The sequence below is a fragment of the Paenibacillus lupini genome (assembly GCF_011761355.1).
In the GTDB taxonomy this organism is placed as follows: domain Bacteria; phylum Bacillota; class Bacilli; order Paenibacillales; family Paenibacillaceae; genus Pristimantibacillus; species Pristimantibacillus lupini.
This window is the reverse complement of record NZ_JAASRW010000003.1, coordinates 595,505-616,245: the sequence shown is the minus strand read 5'-3', so window position 1 is coordinate 616,245 and position 20,741 is coordinate 595,505. Positions and strand designations below refer to the sequence as shown.

At 47.4% G+C, this 20,741-nt stretch carries 24 protein-coding genes; 9 read left to right on the top strand and 15 right to left on the bottom strand.

Going from position 1 to position 20,741, the window contains the following annotated elements; translation table 11 throughout:
• Positions 1-50 precede the first annotated feature (50 nt).
• Both FHS17_RS12405 and FHS17_RS12400 read left to right on the top strand, forming a co-directional pair.
• A complete protein-coding gene (locus FHS17_RS12405; RefSeq protein ID WP_167278703.1) occupies positions 51-932 on the top strand; it encodes a LysR family transcriptional regulator in 882 nt (293 codons plus the stop codon).
• A 45-nt stretch (positions 933-977) separates the two neighbouring features.
• Positions 978-1,376 (top strand): GNAT family N-acetyltransferase, encoded by a 399-nt coding sequence (locus FHS17_RS12400; protein ID WP_167278702.1) that lies wholly within the window; start codon positions 978-980, stop codon positions 1,374-1,376.
• A 65-nt stretch (positions 1,377-1,441) separates the two neighbouring features.
• Here the strand turns inward: FHS17_RS12400 and FHS17_RS12395 are convergent, their stop codons facing one another.
• The 5 genes from FHS17_RS12395 to FHS17_RS12375 all read right to left on the bottom strand — a co-directional run bounded on the left by FHS17_RS12395 (position 1,442) and on the right by FHS17_RS12375 (position 5,418).
• Positions 1,442-1,912: a GNAT family N-acetyltransferase gene (locus tag FHS17_RS12395; protein ID WP_167278701.1), complete on the bottom strand. Its 471-nt coding sequence runs from the start codon at positions 1,910-1,912 to the stop codon at positions 1,442-1,444.
• 74 nt (positions 1,913-1,986) lie between these two features.
• On the bottom strand, positions 1,987-2,589 hold the full coding sequence (locus FHS17_RS12390) for a response regulator transcription factor (RefSeq protein ID WP_167278700.1): 603 nt from the start codon (positions 2,587-2,589) through the stop codon (positions 1,987-1,989).
• Positions 2,590-3,753, bottom strand: a complete 1,164-nt coding sequence (locus FHS17_RS12385) for a sensor histidine kinase (protein ID WP_167278699.1) — start codon at positions 3,751-3,753, stop codon at positions 2,590-2,592.
• The gene (locus tag FHS17_RS12380) at positions 3,753-4,511 is read right to left on the bottom strand and encodes an ABC transporter permease (protein ID WP_167278698.1); all 759 of its coding nucleotides are present in this window, start codon (positions 4,509-4,511) and stop codon (positions 3,753-3,755) included. Before FHS17_RS12380 ends, FHS17_RS12385 begins: the two co-directional genes overlap by 1 nt.
• Positions 4,512-4,527: 16 nt before the next feature.
• Complete coding sequence (locus FHS17_RS12375) at positions 4,528-5,418, bottom strand: ABC transporter ATP-binding protein (RefSeq protein ID WP_167278697.1); 891 nt, start codon at positions 5,416-5,418, stop codon at positions 4,528-4,530.
• 206 nt (positions 5,419-5,624) lie between these two features.
• Here FHS17_RS12375 and FHS17_RS12370 point away from each other — a divergent pair, with 206 nt between their 5' ends.
• Positions 5,625-6,080, top strand: coding sequence for a VOC family protein (locus FHS17_RS12370; protein ID WP_167278696.1), 456 nt, complete (start codon positions 5,625-5,627; stop codon positions 6,078-6,080).
• Positions 6,081-6,353: 273 nt separating this feature from the next.
• Here FHS17_RS12370 and FHS17_RS12365 read toward each other — a convergent pair whose 3' ends face one another.
• Entirely contained in the window at positions 6,354-7,016 is a 663-nt protein-coding gene (locus tag FHS17_RS12365) for an HD domain-containing protein (protein ID WP_167278695.1), read from the bottom strand.
• Between the two features lie 446 nt (positions 7,017-7,462).
• On the opposite strand from FHS17_RS12365, the gene FHS17_RS12360 reads away from it, so the two are divergent.
• Positions 7,463-7,897, top strand: a complete 435-nt coding sequence (locus FHS17_RS12360; protein ID WP_167278694.1) for a GNAT family N-acetyltransferase — start codon at positions 7,463-7,465, stop codon at positions 7,895-7,897.
• Between the two features lie 51 nt (positions 7,898-7,948).
• Here the strand turns inward: FHS17_RS12360 and FHS17_RS12355 are convergent, their stop codons facing one another.
• The gene (locus FHS17_RS12355; RefSeq protein WP_167278693.1) at positions 7,949-8,407 is read right to left on the bottom strand and encodes a GNAT family N-acetyltransferase; all 459 of its coding nucleotides are present in this window, start codon (positions 8,405-8,407) and stop codon (positions 7,949-7,951) included.
• Between the two features lie 113 nt (positions 8,408-8,520).
• On the opposite strand from FHS17_RS12355, the gene FHS17_RS31235 reads away from it, so the two are divergent.
• The 5 genes from FHS17_RS31235 to FHS17_RS12335 all read left to right on the top strand — a co-directional run bounded on the left by FHS17_RS31235 (position 8,521) and on the right by FHS17_RS12335 (position 12,673).
• Positions 8,521-8,772 carry a helix-turn-helix domain-containing protein gene (locus tag FHS17_RS31235; protein WP_167278692.1) on the top strand — a complete coding sequence of 84 codons (252 nt, stop codon included), beginning with the start codon at positions 8,521-8,523 and terminating at the stop codon, positions 8,770-8,772.
• A gap of 106 nt (positions 8,773-8,878) precedes the next feature.
• On the top strand, positions 8,879-9,685 hold the full coding sequence (locus tag FHS17_RS12345) for an alpha/beta fold hydrolase (protein WP_167278691.1): 807 nt from the start codon (positions 8,879-8,881) through the stop codon (positions 9,683-9,685).
• Positions 9,686-9,710: 25 nt separating this feature from the next.
• Positions 9,711-9,893 (top strand): PAS domain-containing protein, encoded by a 183-nt coding sequence (locus FHS17_RS31230; RefSeq protein ID WP_415639844.1) that lies wholly within the window; start codon positions 9,711-9,713, stop codon positions 9,891-9,893.
• 69 nt (positions 9,894-9,962) lie between these two features.
• Entirely contained in the window at positions 9,963-10,682 is a 720-nt protein-coding gene (locus tag FHS17_RS12340) for a GGDEF domain-containing protein (RefSeq protein ID WP_415639845.1), read from the top strand.
• A 785-nt stretch (positions 10,683-11,467) separates the two neighbouring features.
• Positions 11,468-12,673: an MFS transporter gene (locus FHS17_RS12335; RefSeq protein ID WP_167278690.1), complete on the top strand. Its 1,206-nt coding sequence runs from the start codon at positions 11,468-11,470 to the stop codon at positions 12,671-12,673.
• Between the two features lie 58 nt (positions 12,674-12,731).
• On the opposite strand, the gene FHS17_RS12330 is transcribed toward FHS17_RS12335, so the two are convergent.
• The 8 genes from FHS17_RS12330 to FHS17_RS12295 all read right to left on the bottom strand — a co-directional run bounded on the left by FHS17_RS12330 (position 12,732) and on the right by FHS17_RS12295 (position 20,317).
• Positions 12,732-13,934, bottom strand: a complete 1,203-nt coding sequence (locus tag FHS17_RS12330) for a glycosyltransferase family 4 protein (protein WP_167278689.1) — start codon at positions 13,932-13,934, stop codon at positions 12,732-12,734.
• Positions 13,924-14,931 carry a lysylphosphatidylglycerol synthase transmembrane domain-containing protein gene (locus FHS17_RS12325; protein ID WP_167278688.1) on the bottom strand — a complete coding sequence of 336 codons (1,008 nt, stop codon included), beginning with the start codon at positions 14,929-14,931 and terminating at the stop codon, positions 13,924-13,926. Before FHS17_RS12325 ends, FHS17_RS12330 begins: the two co-directional genes overlap by 11 nt.
• A gap of 165 nt (positions 14,932-15,096) precedes the next feature.
• Positions 15,097-15,717 (bottom strand): acyl-CoA-like ligand-binding transcription factor, encoded by a 621-nt coding sequence (locus FHS17_RS12320; RefSeq protein ID WP_167278687.1) that lies wholly within the window; start codon positions 15,715-15,717, stop codon positions 15,097-15,099.
• A 27-nt stretch (positions 15,718-15,744) separates the two neighbouring features.
• On the bottom strand, positions 15,745-17,277 hold the full coding sequence (locus FHS17_RS12315; protein ID WP_167278686.1) for an MDR family MFS transporter: 1,533 nt from the start codon (positions 17,275-17,277) through the stop codon (positions 15,745-15,747).
• A 95-nt stretch (positions 17,278-17,372) separates the two neighbouring features.
• Positions 17,373-17,822 (bottom strand): GNAT family N-acetyltransferase, encoded by a 450-nt coding sequence (locus FHS17_RS12310; RefSeq protein ID WP_167278685.1) that lies wholly within the window; start codon positions 17,820-17,822, stop codon positions 17,373-17,375.
• A 100-nt stretch (positions 17,823-17,922) separates the two neighbouring features.
• Positions 17,923-18,693, bottom strand: a complete 771-nt coding sequence (locus FHS17_RS12305; protein WP_208420336.1) for an ABC transporter permease — start codon at positions 18,691-18,693, stop codon at positions 17,923-17,925.
• Positions 18,686-19,681 (bottom strand): ATP-binding cassette domain-containing protein, encoded by a 996-nt coding sequence (locus FHS17_RS12300; protein ID WP_167278684.1) that lies wholly within the window; start codon positions 19,679-19,681, stop codon positions 18,686-18,688. Before FHS17_RS12300 ends, FHS17_RS12305 begins: the two co-directional genes overlap by 8 nt.
• 27 nt (positions 19,682-19,708) lie before the next feature.
• Entirely contained in the window at positions 19,709-20,317 is a 609-nt protein-coding gene (locus FHS17_RS12295; RefSeq protein WP_167278683.1) for a TetR/AcrR family transcriptional regulator, read from the bottom strand.
• Between the last annotated feature and the right edge of the window lie 424 nt (positions 20,318-20,741).

Genomic DNA, 20,741 nt, shown 5'->3' with positions numbered 1-20,741 from the left:
AATTGAATTAATTAAACAACTCATTCAGTTATATAGATGGAGATGAAGCCATGGATTTAAAGGAACTAACCGCCTTTCAAACGATCTTAAAAGAAGGCAGCTTCGCCAAAGCAGCCGCAAAGCTCAATTATGCACAGTCTACAATTACGAACCAGATTCAGCGGTTGGAGAAGGAGCTTGGCTTTCAGCTTTTCAATCGGGGCTGGGAAGCAGAGCTGACACCTGCCGGCCGAATCTATGCCGCTGAGGTTGATCGGCTGATTCAACACTGGCATTATGTCGCCGACCAGGCAAAAGCAGTACTGCAGGAAGAAACCGGCACCATTCATGTTGGTATGCTGGAGACTCACGCCAGGCAGATCATGCCGGAAGCTTTGCAGCTGTTTCGTGAAACAAAGCCCGGTGTGACCTGCAGCTTTGTTATCGGAAATACCGATCAGCTGTCAACGGAGCTTCGCCATCAGCAGATCGATTTTGCCATTTGTGGTGAGCCAAGTGACATGTCTGAATTACGCTTTGAACCTTTGTATGAGGAGAAGATTGTATTCGTAGCTGCTGAGAACCATCCCATACACGACCACAATCATCCTGTGAAATTCGAGGACTTGCTTCAGCACCTCATGTTCGTTGGTGGCCCAACTTGCCTTTATTACATAAGCTTAACGAAGCAATTCGCGAGACATGAAAAAGTGCCGCAGCTGTATTCTGTCAGCCAAATATCTGCTATTCCAGGCTTCGTAGCGCAGGTTCCTTCCGTTGGCGCCGTGCTCGCCACCACTCCGCTACCGAAGGGTGTTATCCCCGTCCCTGTCGATTGGGATCCGGCGTCTATTCCTGTTGGTCTTCTTCAAAAACGCGAAACGATTTATCCCTCTATAGCTTGTGAGCAATTAAAGAAACGGATAAAAGAAGTCATTGCCACTCATTACTAATTCCATTTATGATAGATCAATCAATCCTTGTGAGGTGTAGTCGCCATGTCTATTGAATACCGCATTGAAGCTCCAGTTACAGCAGTTCAAGTTGCAGAAGTATTCCGAAGCTCCGGCATCAAACGTCCTGTAGATGATCTTGCCCGCATTCAAAAGATGATCGACAACGCTGATCTCATCGTATCGGCATGGGATGGCGAGCAGTTGGTCGGCATCGCAAGAGCGGTTACCGACTTTTCTTATTGCTGCTACCTATCCGATCTAGCAGTCAGCCAAACCCATCAACGACTTGGAATTGGCAAAGAGCTCGTTAATCGGGTTCGTGAGCATATTGGCGAAGAGGTTGCACTTTTACTTCTATCCGCACCTTCTGCCATGGACTATTACCCTCAGATCGGCTTTGCCAAAGCGGAAAATGCCTTTCTCATCAAACGCAGCAAATAATGGACATAAAAATGAGCTTCAACGAGAACTCGTTGAAGCTCATTTTTGTTTACTTAAGCTTGGCCTTATAAGGCCGTGTTCTTCATAATGTACCAGTAATCTGTCTCATCAGGATAAGCATGTTTCTCAATGGCTTCATAATTCAGCTTGCTATAGAAGGCAATATTGTCCGGAATGGATAAGCGTACACCAAGTCTCGATTCCCTAAGCCCTTTTTCTTTTGCATACGATTCAATAAATCTCACAAGCCGTTTGCCAATTCCTTGCCCCCGATATGAGGGAAGGACGGAAACTCTGCCGATATAAACATGCTGATCATGAAGTACAAATTGCCCGGAGCCTGCTATTGTCCCGTTCACAAGTGCCAGAATTGCTCCGCCACGTTCTGTAATCTTTTTTGTTATATCCTCAACCGTCTCCGAAAGTGCACCAGCTGGAGGAGTCAATTTCCCTCTATATTCCTCGAAGGCCATCAACATGACCTCATGCACAGCTGGTATTTCTTCTAAACCTGCCAACCGGATAACTACCTCCATATGGCCCTCCACCAATCATTTTTCTTTTTATTCTAACACCGTAAAAGACGCATCGTCACGCTCATCTCTACACTTCAATCCAGCCAGCCGTTCTTCTCCGCGATTCCAATCGCATCGATCCGATTCTTGGCGTCCAGCTTCTGAATCGCTTCTGACAAGTAATTGCGAACCGTACCCGCTGAGAGAAATAGCATTGATGCAATCTCACCAGCCGGCTTACCTTCCCGTGCCAGTCGAAGCACTTCCCGCTCCCGCTCGGTGAGCGGATTCTCCGCTTCCCAGAAGGATAAAGCAAGCTCCGGGCTGACTGCCCGTTTCCCAGCATAGACATTACGAAGTGCCGCAGACAGCTCGTCAATCGGGGAATCCTTGAGCAGGAACCCTTTTACCCCAGCCTTCATCGCCCGCTGGAAATACCCTGACCGCGAGAACGTCGTTAATATAACAACAAGGCATGGATGTTTATCTGAACGAAGACGCTCTGCTGCGTCGAGTCCAGTCAGCTTTGGCATCTCGATATCCATCACGCATATGTCGGGCTTCAAGCTTCGGATCATCTCAAGCGCCTGCTCGCCATCTTCCGCTTGTCCCACGACCTCAATATCTTCTTCCATATCCAGTAAGGCGCTAAGCGCGCCGCGCAGCATGCCCTGATCTTCGGCTACAAGTACTCTCATTTATGTGGACTCTCCCTTCTTCGATGACGAGCGTACTCTAGGTACAATCATGGTCAAAATACTTCCTGTACCTTTCGTGGATTGGAAAACCAGCTTGCCATCCACCAGGTTTAACCGTTCCTGCATTCCTCTAAGTCCAGTATGAGCAGGACCCTTGTCTGCCAAATTACAGCCGACTCCGTTATCCCGGATTGCAAGACGATACTGATCAGGTGTCATGGCCCACTCAATCACGCACTGGCGTGCATCGCTATGCTTAACCACATTCGTTACCGCTTCACGCAGACACATGCCAAGCATATTATCGATAAGCGGACTTAGCGATGCAGAAGCTGGATCACCTTGCACCTTAATCGTGATATACGCCGCTGCAAGAATCCTTTTGGCATTTGACAATTCATCCTGCAAAGTTACCGTATTCATGCCGGACACCAGCTCGCGAACCTGCTTCAGTGCCGCCCGGGAGGTAAGCTGAACATCTCGAATTTCCTGTTTGGCCCGCTCCGGATGTTGAACAATAAGCTTCTCGGCTAATTCACTCTTCAGCGTAATCATTGTCAGCGTGTGACCAAGTGTATCATGCAGCTCGCGGGAAATCCGCTGCCTTTCCTCCTGCTTGGATAAACGGGAAATCTCATCATTGGCCAGTTGTAACTGTGTACGGAGCAGCTTGGAACGACGTCCAATAAACATAACAAACGGCAATAACAGTACCGCAAGCATAGCGGGAATCAAATCAAGCAGCGCATCCATCCGATCAAGTGCCTCATAGTGCCACACCTCGAACCCAAATAACAGAAGTACCCCCGTCAGCGCAATTCCTACCTGACGCAGTTTGGGCAGCAGACCAATCATCGACGCGGTAAAGAAACCCATATACATAAAATCCTCATCATATCGCCAACTGAAATAAGCAATGATACAGAGGTGGAGCAGGACAGCCCATAACCGCCATTTTCTGCTCAAATGACCAACAACATAGCTGACAATGAACAAGATAATAAGCGGAAATCCAACCCATTGTTCCACCAGCGACTGCTCTCCGATGGAAAAGATCGGAAACAGGATGTAGACAAGCCATAACAACATAAAGAAAATTGGCGGCCCCCCGTCAGGGGGCCGCTTTGTTATAAATCGACGTAAAGCATGCAGTAAGTTTTGCATTACACCGCTTCCTGTTTTTTCATGATATAAGACGAGATTGCAAGGAATACAACCACATAAGCAACTAGTATCCCAACACCGCCCCAATCGATCGACACACCGGCAACCGCATCCCATGCCCCTTGGCCAAGACGATAGGTTGGTGTAAGATGGGCAATTGTCTTCATGGTGCTAGACATCGTATCCGTTGGGAACCACAAACCGCCCAAAATAGAAAGGCCCATATAGCATATCATGGAAAGCACCTGTACAAAATCCGCATTTTTGATCGAACCAATCAGTGTACCGAGACCCATAAAGGAGAACCCGCCGATAAAGATAAACAAGCCGCATGTAATCCACGTCGATACACTTAAGTCCACACCTTTGAACAGCCCACCAACAAGGAACATAACAATAATAATGGCAAGGTTAATAACGGCTTGCGACAGCACTTTAGACAATACGTAAGACCATGATGGAAGAGGTGTGATTTTCAGCAAAGATAACCACCCTTGGCTACGCTCTCTCGACAAACGCTGAGCATAGGATGTAATGCTCGCCCCTACAACTCCATATACCGTCATTGACATCAGATAATAGGATTTCCAATCCACATTGCCAACTTGCGTATTCCCGCCTACAGTATTGGTGAATATAAAGTAAAACACAACCGGCATAATAAACGAGAAAATAACGAATCGGCGGTTACGCACCGTGCGGAGCAGCTCCGCTTTACATTGGGCAAGCGTTGCTTTCATATTTGTAGATTGACTCATTAGAAAATATCCCCCTTTAGTTCGTGGAGTGGACGATTGCCTGGAAGGCATCTTCCAGACCGCCACTTTGGATTTCAATATCTTTCATATCGATACGCTGTTCAATCAACGTCACAATCAATCGGTCCGTATCCCGGCTTTGCAGCTTCACGCGTCTACCGTTCCATTCCACATCAATCACGCCTGGCAGCGCCAGCAGCTGTTCCGAAGTAACGGAAGTACCAGCTGTAAACGAAATGACGCGGCCTGTTGTTTCTGCTTTAATCTGACTTGGCGAGCCATCCGCCACAACTTTGCCTTGATTAATAACAACGATGCGGTCTGCTAGGCTGTCTGCTTCTTCCAAGTAGTGCGTCGTCAGGACAACCGTACGTCCTTTGTCAGCCATGGAACGGATCGTATCCCAGAACATCTGGCGGGATGTTACGTCCATACCAACCGTTGGCTCATCGAGGAAAATAATCTCGGGATCGCCTGACGCTGCAAGTGCAAATCCCAATCGGCGCTGCTGTCCGCCGGACAGTGAGGCAGCCATTTTGTCTTTCTCCTTCTCAAGGCCGGAGATGCGAAGCAGCTCCTGCAGGGAAAGAGGATTGCTGTAGTAGTTGCGGAACAGTTCTATCGTCTCCGCCACTTTCAGGTTATCGATGACACTAACTTCCTGCAGCATCGCACCAATCCGATTGCGTACCGATATATCTTTTGGACTTCCGCCCAGCAGCTTAATCGTCCCGGAGGTAGGCTGCTTCAGTCCCAGAATCATGGAGATCGTCGTCGTCTTACCAGCACCATTTGGCCCGAGCAACGCGATAACCGTTCCTTTTTCCACCTTCAACGATAAATTGTCTACAGCCTTTTTGCCTTGGTAGATTTTCGAGACATTATTTAGTTCGATTGCAAAACTCATTGTTTTGTTCACTCCCACTATCTATAATTTGCATGATGTTATCGGCATTTGAAGTTGTTGTTGCCCTTGCTTATGTATTCATCTTACCGTTTCCGGATCTGTGATCCTACGCATGAACGTAATCTCTTTCAGATGACAAATGTCATATTGTGAACATGATAAGTTACAATAAAAGCCGTACATACAAACAAAAGGAGCTCACCGACATGATTGATTCCATCTTCGAAACCCATCTGCAAGTGACAGATCTGGACCGTTCCATTCGATTTTATACTCGTCTGGGGCTGACTCTTGCGTTACATAAACCCGAGCGGAGATCAGCTTTCTTCTATGTAGGAGAACGTAGAGACCTGCTGGCATTAAAAGAGGTGCAAAATGGGCAAAAGCTGCAGCCTCGCCACTTCGCGTTTGGCGTTGAGCTCAACCAGCTGCTGCAGGCCTCCGACTGGCTGATTGAACGGGGGCTTTACCCGCTTCCGGGCTTTGGGAAAGATGCATCTGAGCCATTCGTCCATGCGTGGATGCCGGCGGCCAGCATCTATTTCAACGACCATGACGGTAACGAGCTGGAGTTCATGGCTTGGCTGGACGATGAGCCGCACAATTTGGACTATGTTCCTCACTTAAGTGAATGGAATAAGATCAAAAATACGCTGACGTAAAAAAGACCCCCGTCGGGTCTTTTTTTCTTGGATTGACGGTCACATCAACTATTGAGTCTCGGACCGGCTGCGTAAGTTGTAGTTTGTACAGGATATGAGAGGACTTTCGTCTGTAGGGGATGCTGCGTTGTATTTTGTGCAACATAATACCCCTTGCTCGGGCTATTCAAGATTGCACACGCCTAAAATACTGTACGAAATACAACGCAGCTTCTATATAAGGAGATTCTGATGAAATACGTTGCACAAAATACAATGCAGCTTATGTAGGCTCTAACGGTTCCCGTCCCACTCCTCGTAAAACTGCTCCACATACTGCTCCATATAACGGTGACGCTCCTCCGCTATCCGTTTGGCTGCGTCCGTGTTGACCAAATCTTTAAGCTTTAGCAGCTTCTCGTGAAAATGATTAATAGCCGTGCTTTTCCCGTTCCGGTATTCCTCCGTGGTCATCTCGCTGCGGGGTGGAATAGCCGGATCATGAATTGGATGCCCTTTCCAGCCGGCGTATAGGAATGCTCTCGCTATAGCGATGGCGCCAATAGCATCAAGGCGGTCGGCATCCTGCACAACCTGTCCTTCTAGTGTACACATTGGTGGATTAGCCCCCGCGTTATAGGACATATTCGAGATGATGTCCATGACATGGCCCCGCTGTTCTTCATCAGGCATATTCTCTTCAAGCCATGAAAGAACCTTTTGAAATCCAGCTTCCTTCGACGGATTAAGCTTCTCGTCCGCCACATCATGCAGCAGCGCCGCAATCGTACAGATGAAAGCATCCGCCCCTTCCTCCTGGGCTATACGTTTAGCCATCTGAACGACCCGGTGGATATGCCACCAATCATGGCCGCTAGCATCCTTTTCCATTTCGGTACGACTGAACAACTCCGCCGCACGAATGATTTCCTCTTGTTCCGTATTCGTAATTCCCATCGTTACACCTCTTGTGTTAATGAATTTGTGGCATTCTTCGCTCTAGAGATAGCTGCACCTGCCAAACAAAGCTTTACCAATAATAAGCCTATCCCTATATAAACAATAACTGTCCAGAAAGTAAAAGCATTAGGATGCTCGGTAACCCAGAACCATTGGGGAGGTGAATCCGTACTCCAAGAATTCGCCATGTTCGGATCAAACCCGCTCTTCCTATAGGCTATAGCCCAGATCTGATAGATCTTTGCAATCGCATATCCTACGATACAACCAACATCCCACCTACATGATAAAAAGGATTAACCTTCTCAAATAGATAATCCAACATTTTCACTACGCTCCCTCCTACTGTAAATATTTGTATACCACCTAAAATGATTATACCCGTCTCTTCCCTTGTAGACCATGATGGAATTCGAGATGATGATAGTGGAGGTGGCTGCAGCTTGATTACTATAAAAAAGATAACGGCAGACAACTGGTATGCCTGTACATTGCTTGAACCAACCGAGGAGCAGAGAGTGTTGTTCCCCGCTCCTGCTGTATTCTGGCTGGCAGAAGCCGCTTATTGCGGGATGAACGCGCTAGCTCTATATGCGGAGAAGAATATCGTAGGATTTGCTGTCTACGCCATTGATCCCGAGGACGAACATTACTGGATTATGGCTTTTATGATAGACCGGAGATACCAGAGTAAAGGATATGGACGTTTTGGCATGCAGGAGCTGGTCAAGCATATCCATAACGAGCATCAATGCGAGGTTATTCGATTAGGACATCGCCCCAATAATGAGCGGGCAGCGCAATTATATGCCTCATTAGGCTTTACGGAGATTAACCAGACAGAGTACGAGGTCATTCGGCAGCTCTCATTCGAATAAAACGCGAGAAAGGCCGGTGCTCTCATTCGGAGCTCCAGCCTTTCTTTTTCCTTATAACTGCTTTTCATAACATAAGCTAGACTCACAATCCACATACTCATCAAAACGATCGATCGCGTAATACCCGTGTTTTCTATAAAAAGCAAGCGCCTCCGGCTGAGGAGCACCTGCTTCTAATCGGATGACCGAATAGCCAAGCTCCTTCGCCCGATTCTCCAGCTGTCCAAGCACCTCGGCTGCAAGCCCAAGTCTGCGAAAAGCCGGGTCCACGTAGAACCGTTTCAGCTCTACAAATTCGCTTCCATGCGGCTTAATACCACCACATCCAGCCGGCTCACCGTCCACATAGGCTACGATAAAAGTCATCGCCATTACAGCCGGATCATTAAAGTCGACTGTGAAAATCTCATCAGGCGACGAATATCGCTGTCCCAAGTCCTCATCCAGCTTGCGGATCAGCTCATGTAAATGTACATTGTCATGCTGCACTTGCTCAATTGTCCGTTTCATCCCACTCTCTCCATTTCTGCTTATGCTGTCTTTTCTCTTATTTTAGCCAATGAACTAGAAACACAGCAAACCCCACTCTCATAGAGTGGAGCCCGCCGCTATTCATCGTATTATTGCTTCCCATTCATTCCGAACGTTATATCCGCACCAAATTCGAACAATCACTGGGTATTTCCCCTAAGCTGTACGGCCATATTATTCGATTTCAACGCACGCTTGGCGCCATTGTCCGTGGAGGCTCCACCCTTACCGATGTGGCCATGGAAGGCAGCTACTTTGATCAATCTCATTTCATGAAAGAGTTCAAATCCTTCAGTCAACTCACGCCAATTCAGTTGCGAAAATATCAAAAATCGCCCTCCTAATTCCCCGGGAAATCGACAGATATCTACAAATAATCATCCCTAATCCATTATTATCCGATATAATGTTCATAGCGTCTGACTTCTCTGTGAGAGGAGAGTAGTATCTATGAATACAGATATACTCACCCGCAATAATGTTAAAATATTTGGCCAGGGCAAACAGTCCATCGTATTCGCCCATGGATTTGGCTGTGACCAAGATATGTGGCGTTACATGGTTCCCTTTTTCGAAAAGGACTACCGAGTCGTCTTGTTTGATTACGTCGGTTCAGGATCCTCGCAAATCAACTATTACAACTCAGATAAATATAACCGTCTGGAAGGCTATGCCGAAGATGTGCTTGATATTATGGCTACGCTGCAAATGGAAGATGCCATCTTCGTAGGACACTCCGTAAGCGGTATGATCGGCATGCTTGCTTCAATCCGGGAATCCAAATATTTTGAGCGGATCATCATGCTTGGGGCTTCCCCACGTTATGTAAACGATCTGCCTGACTATTATGGCGGCTTTAACCGTGATGAGATTAATGAATTGCTGCAAATGATGCAAATGAACTTTATTGGCTGGGCAAGCTATCTTGCTCCAATTGTCATGCAGAACGAGGACCGTAAGGAGCTGTCTACCGAGCTTGAGAAAAGCTTCTGCTCCAGAGATCCGCATATTGCAAGGCAATTTGCCGAAGTAACCTTCTTATCCGACTGCCGGGAAGAGCTTGAGTACTCGTCTATTCCTACACTTATTCTGCAATGCACGGATGACAGCATTTCTCCACCAGAGGTCGGAGATTACTTGCATACTCATCTGAGGAACAGCACCTTAAGGCAGATGCAAGCAACAGGTCATTATCCGCATCTCAGTCATCCGGAAGAGACAACGAAATACATCAAAGACTATTTGGCGATCTCCTAATCTGTGATGAAAGGCAGTTATTTGAATGGATTCCTTATTAAATGAAGCCCCTTGCGGTTATTTCTCCATTACGGCGAAGGGACAAGTTCAAGCGGTCAATCAGACACTGTTAACGATGCTTGGATATGAACGTGAGGAGCTGCTGGAACGGCATATTGAGTCAACCATGTCGGTGACGAATAAAATGTTTTTCCACACCTACTTCTAACCCTATATCCAGCTTTATGGCCAGGTCAATGAGATGTATTTTTCATTCCGAACCAAGGATGGTAAAGAGATGCCCGTTCTACTAAATGGGATTCGCAGGGAGCGTGACGGCGTAACCGTTATCGACTGTGTCGCTCTCCAAATGCGCAAGCGGATCGAGCACGAGAAGGATATCATGCAGACGAAGCAGCGGCTCGAAGCTTTGTACCAGGAAACGAATGAAGCGAATCAAAGACTAGAACTGCTGCATACCCAATACGAGAAGAAGCAGCAGGAATTACTGGAATTAAACGAAAAGCTGGAGACGTTAGCCTCAACAGATCCATTAACTGGCCTCAAGAACCGCAGGTTCTTCCAGGAACAATTACAGAAATGTATGGCTACGTCTCAAGAAACCGGGGAAGCCTTCTCCCTTTGCATCATTGATATTGACCGATTCAAATCCATTAACGATACATACGGTCACCCTGTTGGCGATCTCGTACTCTCCCAACTGGCGGAACTGCTGCAGGAGCAGTCGGCGGCGGATTCCGTCGTTGCCCGGTTCGGCGGCGAGGAGTTCGTTATTTTGCTGCCGGAGCTTGAGCAGGAGCAAGCACTGCTGGCTGCAGAAAAGTACCGCTTCGCCACGGAGTCTACACTACTTGGTGATTTGCATATTACCATCAGCATTGGCGCTGCGACCTATTCACCAGAGGAAACCGATCAATCCTTACTCCAGCAAGCAGACCAAGCCCTATATCTCTCGAAAAATAACGGGAGAAATCGGGTTACCCACTACAACGCGTAACCGAAAAAGAGCAGTCCCAATGCTATGGCATCGGAACTGTCTTTTTATGCTTCGCCTGCTGTGAGTCCAGCCACCCTTAACGATGCGCAGCATCGTTAAGGTCGTTAAAAAGTCGCACTAGAGGCCTCTATACGATGTGCCACATCGTTAAGACACCTCCAAACTCCCATTTTTGGACGAATTCACGCAAAAGGAACAACCTTAACGATGTGCGGCATCGTTAAGGTCGTTAAAAAGTCACGCTAGAGGCTTCTATACGATGTGCCACAGCGCTAAGGATTCGCAACTTGGGCTGTGCAGGATGACTAATGACGACTTGGTCTATTATTTGAATATCTTTTGTTTAAGTACAAACCGTATATAAATAGGAGCAGGAGGATTAGACCCACGGCTAAAATCAAGCCGAAGAAAAGAGTAGAATAATCAAACTCTCTGTGAAATGATATATTAAGCCAGATAAAAATAGCACTTAATCCGAAATGCTCTCTATTGTACTTGGTTAGTTTATACTTGATGAGCCGGAAGATAAGCAGTAGAAACGTAAAAGCCATTGCGGTGAAACCAAAATACATCATATTTACTGCCTCCTATCACTCATTACCTTTTCCAGTTGTACCCAAATAGTACCATGATATAATAGGAGCTGTCTTATATACTTTAATGTTAGCGAAGGTTGTCTCGAGTCGAGTGTGGCTTTTGCGCGTTTGTTTCAACCATTATTCAATTGATCAAGAAACAAACCGCAAGGACCGAAACAGCCGAAGCAGCGAAAGGAACTCGTCTCCATGTCATCTTCTCATACCCTTCACACCCCGGCGGCACCAGCAACGAATGCCTCTTTATCCAAGGGACTGCTGCTCCTGATGGCATTTGCCGCTGGTATGTCCGTTGCCAATTTGTATTACAACCAACCGCTGCTTGCAGATATTGGGCGCTCATTTGGGGTACAACCCGATGAGATTGGCCTTGTCTCAACCTGCACCCAGATTGGTTACGCGCTTGGGATGTTCCTCTTCGTTCCGCTTGGCGACATTAAGGAACGCAAAGGACTTATTACTGTCCTGCTATCTCTTGTCTGTCTCTCCCTTGTTGGGGCAGCCGCCGCACAAAGTCTTGCCTGGCTGTATATCGCCAGCTTCGCCATTGGCATAACGACAATCGTGCCGCAAATTCTTATTCCGCTCGCGGCGACACTAGCTTCCCCAGGCCAGCAGGGAAAAGCCGTTGGTACTGTCACAAGCGGACTGCTGCTTGGCATCCTGCTCACACGAACGGTGTCCGGTCTAATCGGTGGAACCTGGGGCTGGCGCTTTATGTATGGACTTGCCGCTGCAGCGATGCTCGCCCTGCTTATTCTGCTCCGAATGAAGCTGCCCGTCAGCCGAGCCGCTGCTAGCCTCAAATATGGACAGCTGCTCTCCTCCATGGGACAGCTTGTAAAACGATATGCGACATTGCGGGAATCCGCATTAATTGGAGCTGCTAATTTTGCGGCCTTCAGCATCTTTTGGACTGCTTTATCATTTTACGTGGAGGGTGAACCTTATCACTACAGCAGCCAAATCGCCGGATTATTTGGCCTCATTGGTGCTGCCGGAGCATTAGGCGCTCCATTCGTCGGAAGAATGGCTGACCGTATCCCTACCAAGTGGATGATCGGTGCCTTAATCTCGCTCAACATTATCGCTTATCTACTGTTTGGCCTGTTTGGAAGCATGTTATGGGCGCTCATTCTAGGCGTCATATTATTAGACCTTGGAGTGCAGGGCACACAAGTCGCCAACCAAACCCGCATATATGCGCTTGAGCCTCCAGCTCGAAGCCGTCTGAATACGGTCCAGATGGTAACCACCTTCCTTGGTGGAGCGATCGGCTCCTCCGTCGGAAGTTATGCCTGGCATATAGCGGGCTGGACTGGAGTGTGCTTTGCGGGTGGAATCGTTGGATTACTCAGCTTCTCCGTATGGCTAATTCATCGTATAAAAAATTAACCTGCCGTATTAAAAAAAGCGCTGAATAGCCCTCCCGGCTATTCAGCGCTTCTTATATTTACGGGCGCATCCGCTCGAACGCGCTTTTCTCAGCCCGCTTATAACTCGCGGATGGACGGGAGCATATACGCCCGGCGTATTGATCAAACACCTCCACCAGCACCTCATGCTGGAATTGCAGCTTGGCGCGTTTATAACCTTCGCGTACCAGTCTCTCCCTCAGCGGTGTATCGCTGGCAAGACGCACAATGGCATCCGTAATGCCAAGAAGCGATTCGGGTTCTACAAGCAGTCCCGTCACACCGTCCAGCACCGCCTCCGAGGCTCCTCCGGAACGTCCTGCAATAACGGGCACACGGGCGGATGCCGCCTCAAGATAGACGATACCGAAACCTTCCGCATCCCCTTTCTCAAGCTGTCGGCTAACCATAATGAACTGATTCGTCAGATTATAATAATCATTCAGCCGCTCCGAGCCGCTGACTCCTCCTACGAAACGAACCTTGCTCGTAACACCAACCGTCTCCGCCAGCTTCTCCAGCCGGCCAAGCTCCGGTCCATCTCCAACGATCACATAGACTGCGTTAGGAATATGACGAATAATAGCTGGCAGTGCTTCAATAACTCGATCATGTCCCTTTCGGGTAACAAGCCGCCCTACGGATAACAGAACATACTTGCCCTCCAGATCATGCTGCCTTCTTAACTCTTCATCCATTGGCTTTTGCTCGAATAAGCTTTCTACGCCAGGGTGAACAATCCCGATCCTCCCAGCATCAACGCCATATTCCTCTACCAATCTTCGTGTAAACTCGCTGTTTGCAAGCACGCCATCAGCCTTGCGCAGGATCAGCTTTACGAGTTGATTAAGGCCTATAAATCTGCGGAACATGAGCATATCCATACCATGAACCGAGATCATATAGCGACGCCGGCCAACTATTTTAAATAACAAACCTATAAAGCCAATTAGGACATAACCATATACGGTTACATCCGGTTCTTCCTTGCGGAGTGTTTTCTTTACCTGACGGAACAGTCTCCCCCAGCTCGTTACATCTACTTTTTCCCCACGCATGAAGGAGCCTCTAACAATCCGGTACGGCTGCCCCTCGTCGAATGCTTCGCTGCCTGGATATTCCGGAGCGATAACGGTCAGATCATGCTTCGTATGTTTGGACAGATTATAATAATAATTCTGCATACCTCCGACACCTGGCGGAAAAACCCCCGCAACGAGCACGATCTTCCTACGTTTCATAAACCTTCTCCCTCCTAATCAGCATGCTGACAGCCCGAATAATCACCCAGAACAGTACCTCAGCCATAATGTTCCACAGCCTTGCAATCACTGAAATTTGAAGCGCTGTTTCCGTTCCAAGCTTGAGAGACAAGAAATAGACGAGAAAGCCTTCGCGTACCCCAAGCCCGCCCGGCAGTGGACTAACAAGACCAAGAAGCCAAGAGGTTGCGAACGTCCCTGCGGCATAAAACAAGCCTACTTTCCCTTTATCAAAGCTGTTCGTCAGCATCCAGAAAGCAATCCCCATTATAAAATGGCTGCCAAGAAAGCAGCTCAAGTAAACGAAAAACTGATTGCGAGTGAGGCTTACCTCCGAACCAGTCATCTCCACGCCGCCGAACGACTTCGTCATCTTCCCGATCATCCGCTGCAGAAATCTCCAGCGTGAAGCACGGACAAACAAGTTTTTGAAGAGCGCTGTCAGCGGGGTATAGAACAAGTAAATGACCACAAATATAACAACCAGCAGCAGGCCTACCCACAACGGTACGATATGCAGACTAACAATCAGCATCATCGCATATACAAGTGCCGCCGCAATAAGCAAAATATTCTCGTATATGATAGCCGCAAATTGTGCATCAAGCGGTATCCCTGCTTTGGTCGCCATAACGATCCGGCCTGCCACGTTCCAGAAGCCTCCGGGTATGTATTTGCCGAATTGTGTCTCAATAAATATACGAAGCCCTTGCAGCATAGGCAGCCCTGTTGTTCCACCCGCCAGCCTGCCGGAATCGGATAAGGAGGCATTAACGATAAGCACCCAGATTCCAGCTTGAAGCATCAGAAAAATCGCAAATAAGATCAGTGACAAATAGAATCGGCCGTTCGCATTCACCATAAACGAAGTAATGTCCTCCAGCTTAAGTGGAATGTTACGGGCAATAAATACAACAACAACGGCGAGTACAGCGATCTTTAGCACCGTAGGCACCCACTTGCGGTACGCAGGCAACCATCAACACCTCCCAGCGGGATTACAGCCATCTTCTCATTATAGGAATGTTCTGTTATCCGTGATTCATCTAGAATGCCGAATTTGGTAAAAATCATACGTTTTTACTACGAAAACAGAAAGAACCGGTTGCAGCAGCAGCCAGTTCTTCTTTTTTATCAAATATTATTTATTACCCAGCGATAATCCCGCCTCCAAATGTGCCAATGCCTCGTCAACCTTGACCATAAAATCGGCTTCCTCATGTTCGAGGCAATACATTTGAACGGACATCACCGCTCCCATTATTGCACCGGAGAATGTAAGAACCTCGAAATCATCTTTGGAACGTCCCGTTCGTTCAGACGCAATCGTCGCTAACAACATCAGCGTATCATTCATTTGAAGCAGTGAAGCCGCACGCAGCTCAGGAACGGATACCATCAACCTCATCCGTCCCTGCATGGCCTCCCTGTCATCTGCTGGAATCTCTTCAAACCCGTCACGCAAAGCCGCTCGAAACGCTTGAATTAAGGTTAGTTCAGGAGGCTGATTCTGAAAAGCACGAATGAGGATCGGATCATAATCATCCTCAAGCACAAGCGCTTCTTTCGTCGGGAAATACCGGAAGAAGGTACTTGGCGAAATCTCACATGCCTCCGCAATCTGCTCAATTGTCGTCGCCTGATAGCCTTGCTCGCGGAACAAGCGCAAAGCCTGCTGCTGCAGCGTCAAACGCGTCTTTTGTTTTTTCTTCTCGCGAAGTCCGATTTTCACCGGTTCTGATTCTGAATGACCCGGGGACATGGCAGTAGCTCCTTATCTCTAGCAAAATTAAGCTTCAACTGTTGCTGCACCCTCTTCAGAAGGGTTACTTTCTTTATTCTCAGATATAGTCAGTACTTCTTTCTTCAAGAAGAAGCAGATGACGATAACGATTAGTATGAAGAAGAAGGATATCCAATAAAGATGCTGGAAGGCGTCTGAGAAGACCCCTTTAATCTGTTCAACAAGACCGGCATCAAGCCCCTTCGGAATACCACCTTGAGCGGCATGACTCAGCTCTTCGAGACTGTCAGCCGGCACCGAGCCAGCAAGCTTGCCCATTCCCGAAGTAATGCTGGAAGCAAGCAAGCTGCCAAATACACTGACGCCAATAGTAAATCCAAAGGATTGGAACAAGCTGACGGACGTAATCGCAATCCCGCTATTTTCCTTGTCAACAGACTCCTGCACAATCAGATTGTTATTGAATATAACCCCGAAGCCAAGACCAAGAATAAGGAAGAAGACAATGATCTCAATCAGGCTGGAATGCATCGTTAAGCTTGTCATCAGGTAGAAAGCGATCGCAGGCAACACCATTGAAACGATAAAAATATTCCGGTAAGGAAGCTTTGTCATCATTCTACCAGAAATAATGCTGGACAGAATAGCCCCGACCATTAGCGGCAAGGTGATGTAGCCGGATGCGATTGGTGTCATGCCAAGCACGTTTTGAGCGAAGAAAGGGAAGGATGAGAATGAGCCCATCAAACCAATCGCCATTACAAAGATGATTAACGAAATGACGACAAACGTGCGATTTTTGAATAGATGCATCGGCAGAATCGGCTCTTTCACCTTTCGTTCAACAAGCACGAAGGCTACAAGAAGCACGGCGCCAAGCACCCACAAGCTGATCAATACCGGCGAGCTCCAGGCGTAGCTTTCCGTTTCGTGAAGCACCGGCGTGATAAGCAGCGAAATAATCGCACCTACAAGCAATAATGCTCCAGCCCAGTCGATACTTACGTTCTTATTGCCTTTCGATTCACGCAGTCCCGCAGACAAGACGATAGCCGCTAAGACACCAACAGGAATGTTCACCCAGAAGATCCAATGCCATGAAATATGCTGTGTAAAATATCCTCCGATCAGTGGCCCAAGCAGTTGCGGAACAAACATAATAGCTCCGAAGATACCTTGCGTCTTGGCGCGCTGCTCTACGGTGAAGATATCCCCGAAGATAACCATGGCAAGTGGCATTAATCCACCAGCGCCAACCCCTTGCAGGCCGCGTCCGAGAAGCAGTACCTGCATCGTATCAGCAAATCCGCTGATGATTGACCCAGCAACAAACAAGCTCATGCTGAGAATATAAATTTTCTTGCGTCCGTATAGATCGGCCAGCTTACCGAGAATCGGCATGAAGGCTGTCATCGTCAGCATATAGATACCGGCTACCCAGCCGTATAAGGACAATCCATTCAAATCCCGGATAATGGTCGGCAAAGCCGTGTTGACTACCGTTTCATCGAGCTCAGAAAATACAAGTCCGATAATAAGGCCTGTGACGATTAACGCTTTGTTATTAGTGCGTGTCAAAGATGACCCTCCCTTGAATAATGTTCATAGTGAGAGTCTATATAAAATGAAAGTGACTGTCAAATTAAATTGACATCCACTTTTTAGTTATCCTTTTAAACCAGTTCCCGTAATGTTTTCTTAAACCCTTGATTATCACTCGAATAGCCAAGCGCACGATAAAATTGATGAGCACTCTCCCGATACCCGCTTGATACGAAGATAATATAGCTGCAGTCGCGTTCACTTGCAACTTGCTCAAGGTGGAGCATCAACTGTTTGCCCACGCCTTGTCCTCTATAGTCTGAGCTGACAATAACATTCTCGATGACCAGGAATGGATAACAGTTTCCTACGAGGTCATAACATTCAATGCCCATTGCTGTTCCAATCACTTTATCCCCATCACATGCCGCGGCGAGAAAATAATGACTGTCGCTTGTGATTTTCGCAAGCTGCCGGCTCATAGCTTCCTTATTAGAAGGAACCTCCATCAGTTCCTCGAAGAGCGTGACTAAATCATCTAAATCCGTTAAACGTGCTTCTCTTATTACAATCGTTGACATGCTGCTGAATCCTCCTAGTTCCCTTTTACAATAGCCTATTGTAACATTCCCACATGCAAAAAGCCGAATCCTACATAGAGCAAGATCCGGCCTTTCATTCCTACTCCGCCGCCCGCCAGCTGATCATTCTGGAGATGACCGCAAACGAAAAGATGAGAAAAGCGATCAATATTATCACATCAATCGTCACCGCTTCCGTCCACCCTTTGGTCAACAACTCTCTTAGAGCAGAAGCCGAATAAGTGGTTGGGAATATATAACCGATATATCTTAGAACCGGCGGAAGCTGACTCGCTTCCATCATTACTGGCGACAGAAACCCTACGAACATCATCAGTCCCTGCACGAGCATATTGGTCATTTGATGATCCGGAGACCAGAAGCCAATCCCCGCCCCGACCCCAACCATACTAAGAACAGCCAGAAGGAACACCGGAATAAGTCCCCATTCGTAATGAAGATGGATGCCATAAGCGAACTGCCCGATAAACGCCATAATAATCACCGAAGGAAGTGTGGTCATAAGCCCTCGTGCGAGCTGAGTAACAACAAAGACCGCTTTCGAGATCGGAAGAGAGGAGTAGAAAGTAAAATAGCCGGCATGCTTCTGCCACGAGATTTCCGTGCCTAGTGCATTAAATCCCATCATAATAATTGCAAATACGATGTTGCCGACAATGACATTCACCATGATCTGTTCGGATGTCACGCCATACATAAACTTCATCGATAGCAGTGTCGTCAGCGGGAAGATTGTTGCCATAACGAAAATCCACATCCACTGCTCACGTACAATGGCGACTTGAATCCGGAATAGAATGTAAAGCTCCGTCCACATCCTGCCTTTTACAAAAGCCAGCGCATTATCCAACGTAACTCCCTACCTTCTCCGCATCTTCTATTGCATTCGCCGCTCGCTCTTCCGCAAACTTCTCTTTCTGGCCATCTATATAGAGATAGACATCCTCGAGATTTGGAGGAAGCATGGCATACTCATCAATAGGCAGATCACTGGTATGCACCATCCAGTCAAGCAGACTGCTCGCCCGGTTCTTGTCTATAAGCAGCCGCAGCCGGTTCTCGCCTGTCTGCTGGATATCGCCCCATTCTTCAAAGCGCCTCATTAAATAACCCGCTTCTCCTTCAACAGCCGTCAATTCCAGCTTCAGCCGGCCATCCACCCGCTGCTTCAGGTGAGGAACGCTGTCAATTTCCAGCAGCCGGGCGTGATTAATAAAAGCAACACGGTCGACAACCCGCTCCGCTTCCAGCACATTATGCGTAACGAGAATAATCGTCGCACCTTTTCGGTTCTGCTCCACGATAATATCCCATACCAGCCGCCGGTTTAGAGGATCGAGTTCATTCGTAGGCTCATCAAGGACAAGCACTCGGGAATCTCCAATAATCGTTGTGCCAATGCCAATCATCCGTTTTTGCCCGCCGGAAAGCTTCTTAAGTGGTCGTCCTGCCAAATCAGCCATACTGAACCGCTCGAGCAGCCCCATCGTTTGCTTCTCTGCTTCCTTCTTAGCGAGCCCTCGTAGTATCCCTGTGAATAATAGAGCTTCCTTAGCAGTCAGTGCGCCTAGAGCATGAGGCTCCTGCGCATAGTAACCAAACTCGGAAGCCACCTTTTTCGCCTGCTTCAGCACATTAGTCCCTTTGTACCGGACTTCACCGGAGGTTGGAGCAAGCAGCCCAACGATCTGCTTTATCAAAGTGCTTTTACCCGCGCCATTAGGACCAAGCAGACCTAGAATTTCACCCTCTCTGATCGAAAAGCTGATATCGATATTCGCCTGCTTTTTCCCTTTCTTATACACCTTGTTCACCTGGTCAATCTCGATCAATTCCACTGAAACCTCACCTCTTGGCTCTCAAGATTATGGATTCGTTACAGGTACAGGTGCAAACATATGAATGCCTACTCTGCGCATGGAGTCCCAGATTGGTGAGGTAGCTTCATCGGTGTTCACTAGCCCCACACCTTGAATAAAGCAGATGTAGCCCCATGCCACCTCTCGTGCATCCAGCTTCTGAAGCTGCCCAGCAGCCTGACCGTCTTCAATGACGGAAGTCAGTCTATTCATGCTTTCTTCAGCGAAATGGTATAGCGCTTCGGCTTCTTGTGGAAAACGTTGATGCTGACCTAATACATACTGAACCAAGCGCAAATAAGATGAGGTGCTCGCCACCATCTGAACATGCCAATCGATCATCGCCAGAATTTTCTCCAGAGGCGTCCCTTCATAAGTGGAGAAAGCAAGGAATGGCTCCCTGAATCGTTCCAGCGGCTCGATGACGGTACAACGGAACAACTCCTCTTTGCTCTCGAAGTAGAGCAGAATGGTTGCCGGACTGATCCCTATCTTTTTCGCTAACAAAGCAAATGTCGTTCCAGAAAAGCCATGCTCCGGGAATACAGTGACAGCTGTTTGTATGATAAGATCCCTTTTCTCTTGTCTTGCCTGAGCATTGACGGTTCTAGCCATTCGTAGAGCAACCTCCCTGCCATTAAATATATAAACGTTTATTTATATAATATGCCGATATCCTGAAATTGTAAATACATCCAATTAAAAAAAGTGACCGCCCCTTTTCAAACGATAAGTAGTCTGTGGTCCTGCAGTTCTTCTATAATATTTTTATAGAATTATTGACTTGAAATATAACGATTAAATACACCATTTAATAGATTATTTCTAATCTAAATATTCGATGGCCTTTACCATTAACGAGCTTTACCAAAAACTCTCAAAATCAGTTATACCTTATAATTCCATCAGAGGTTGTACTATTCTTTTTAATCTCTCCAACTCTCACATAATTCCAAATTATGGATTAAACATCCCTGTCGAAAAATTGGATATAATTAGCAAAACTCTTGTTGACGCTGTCATCTTCCGTCATTTATAG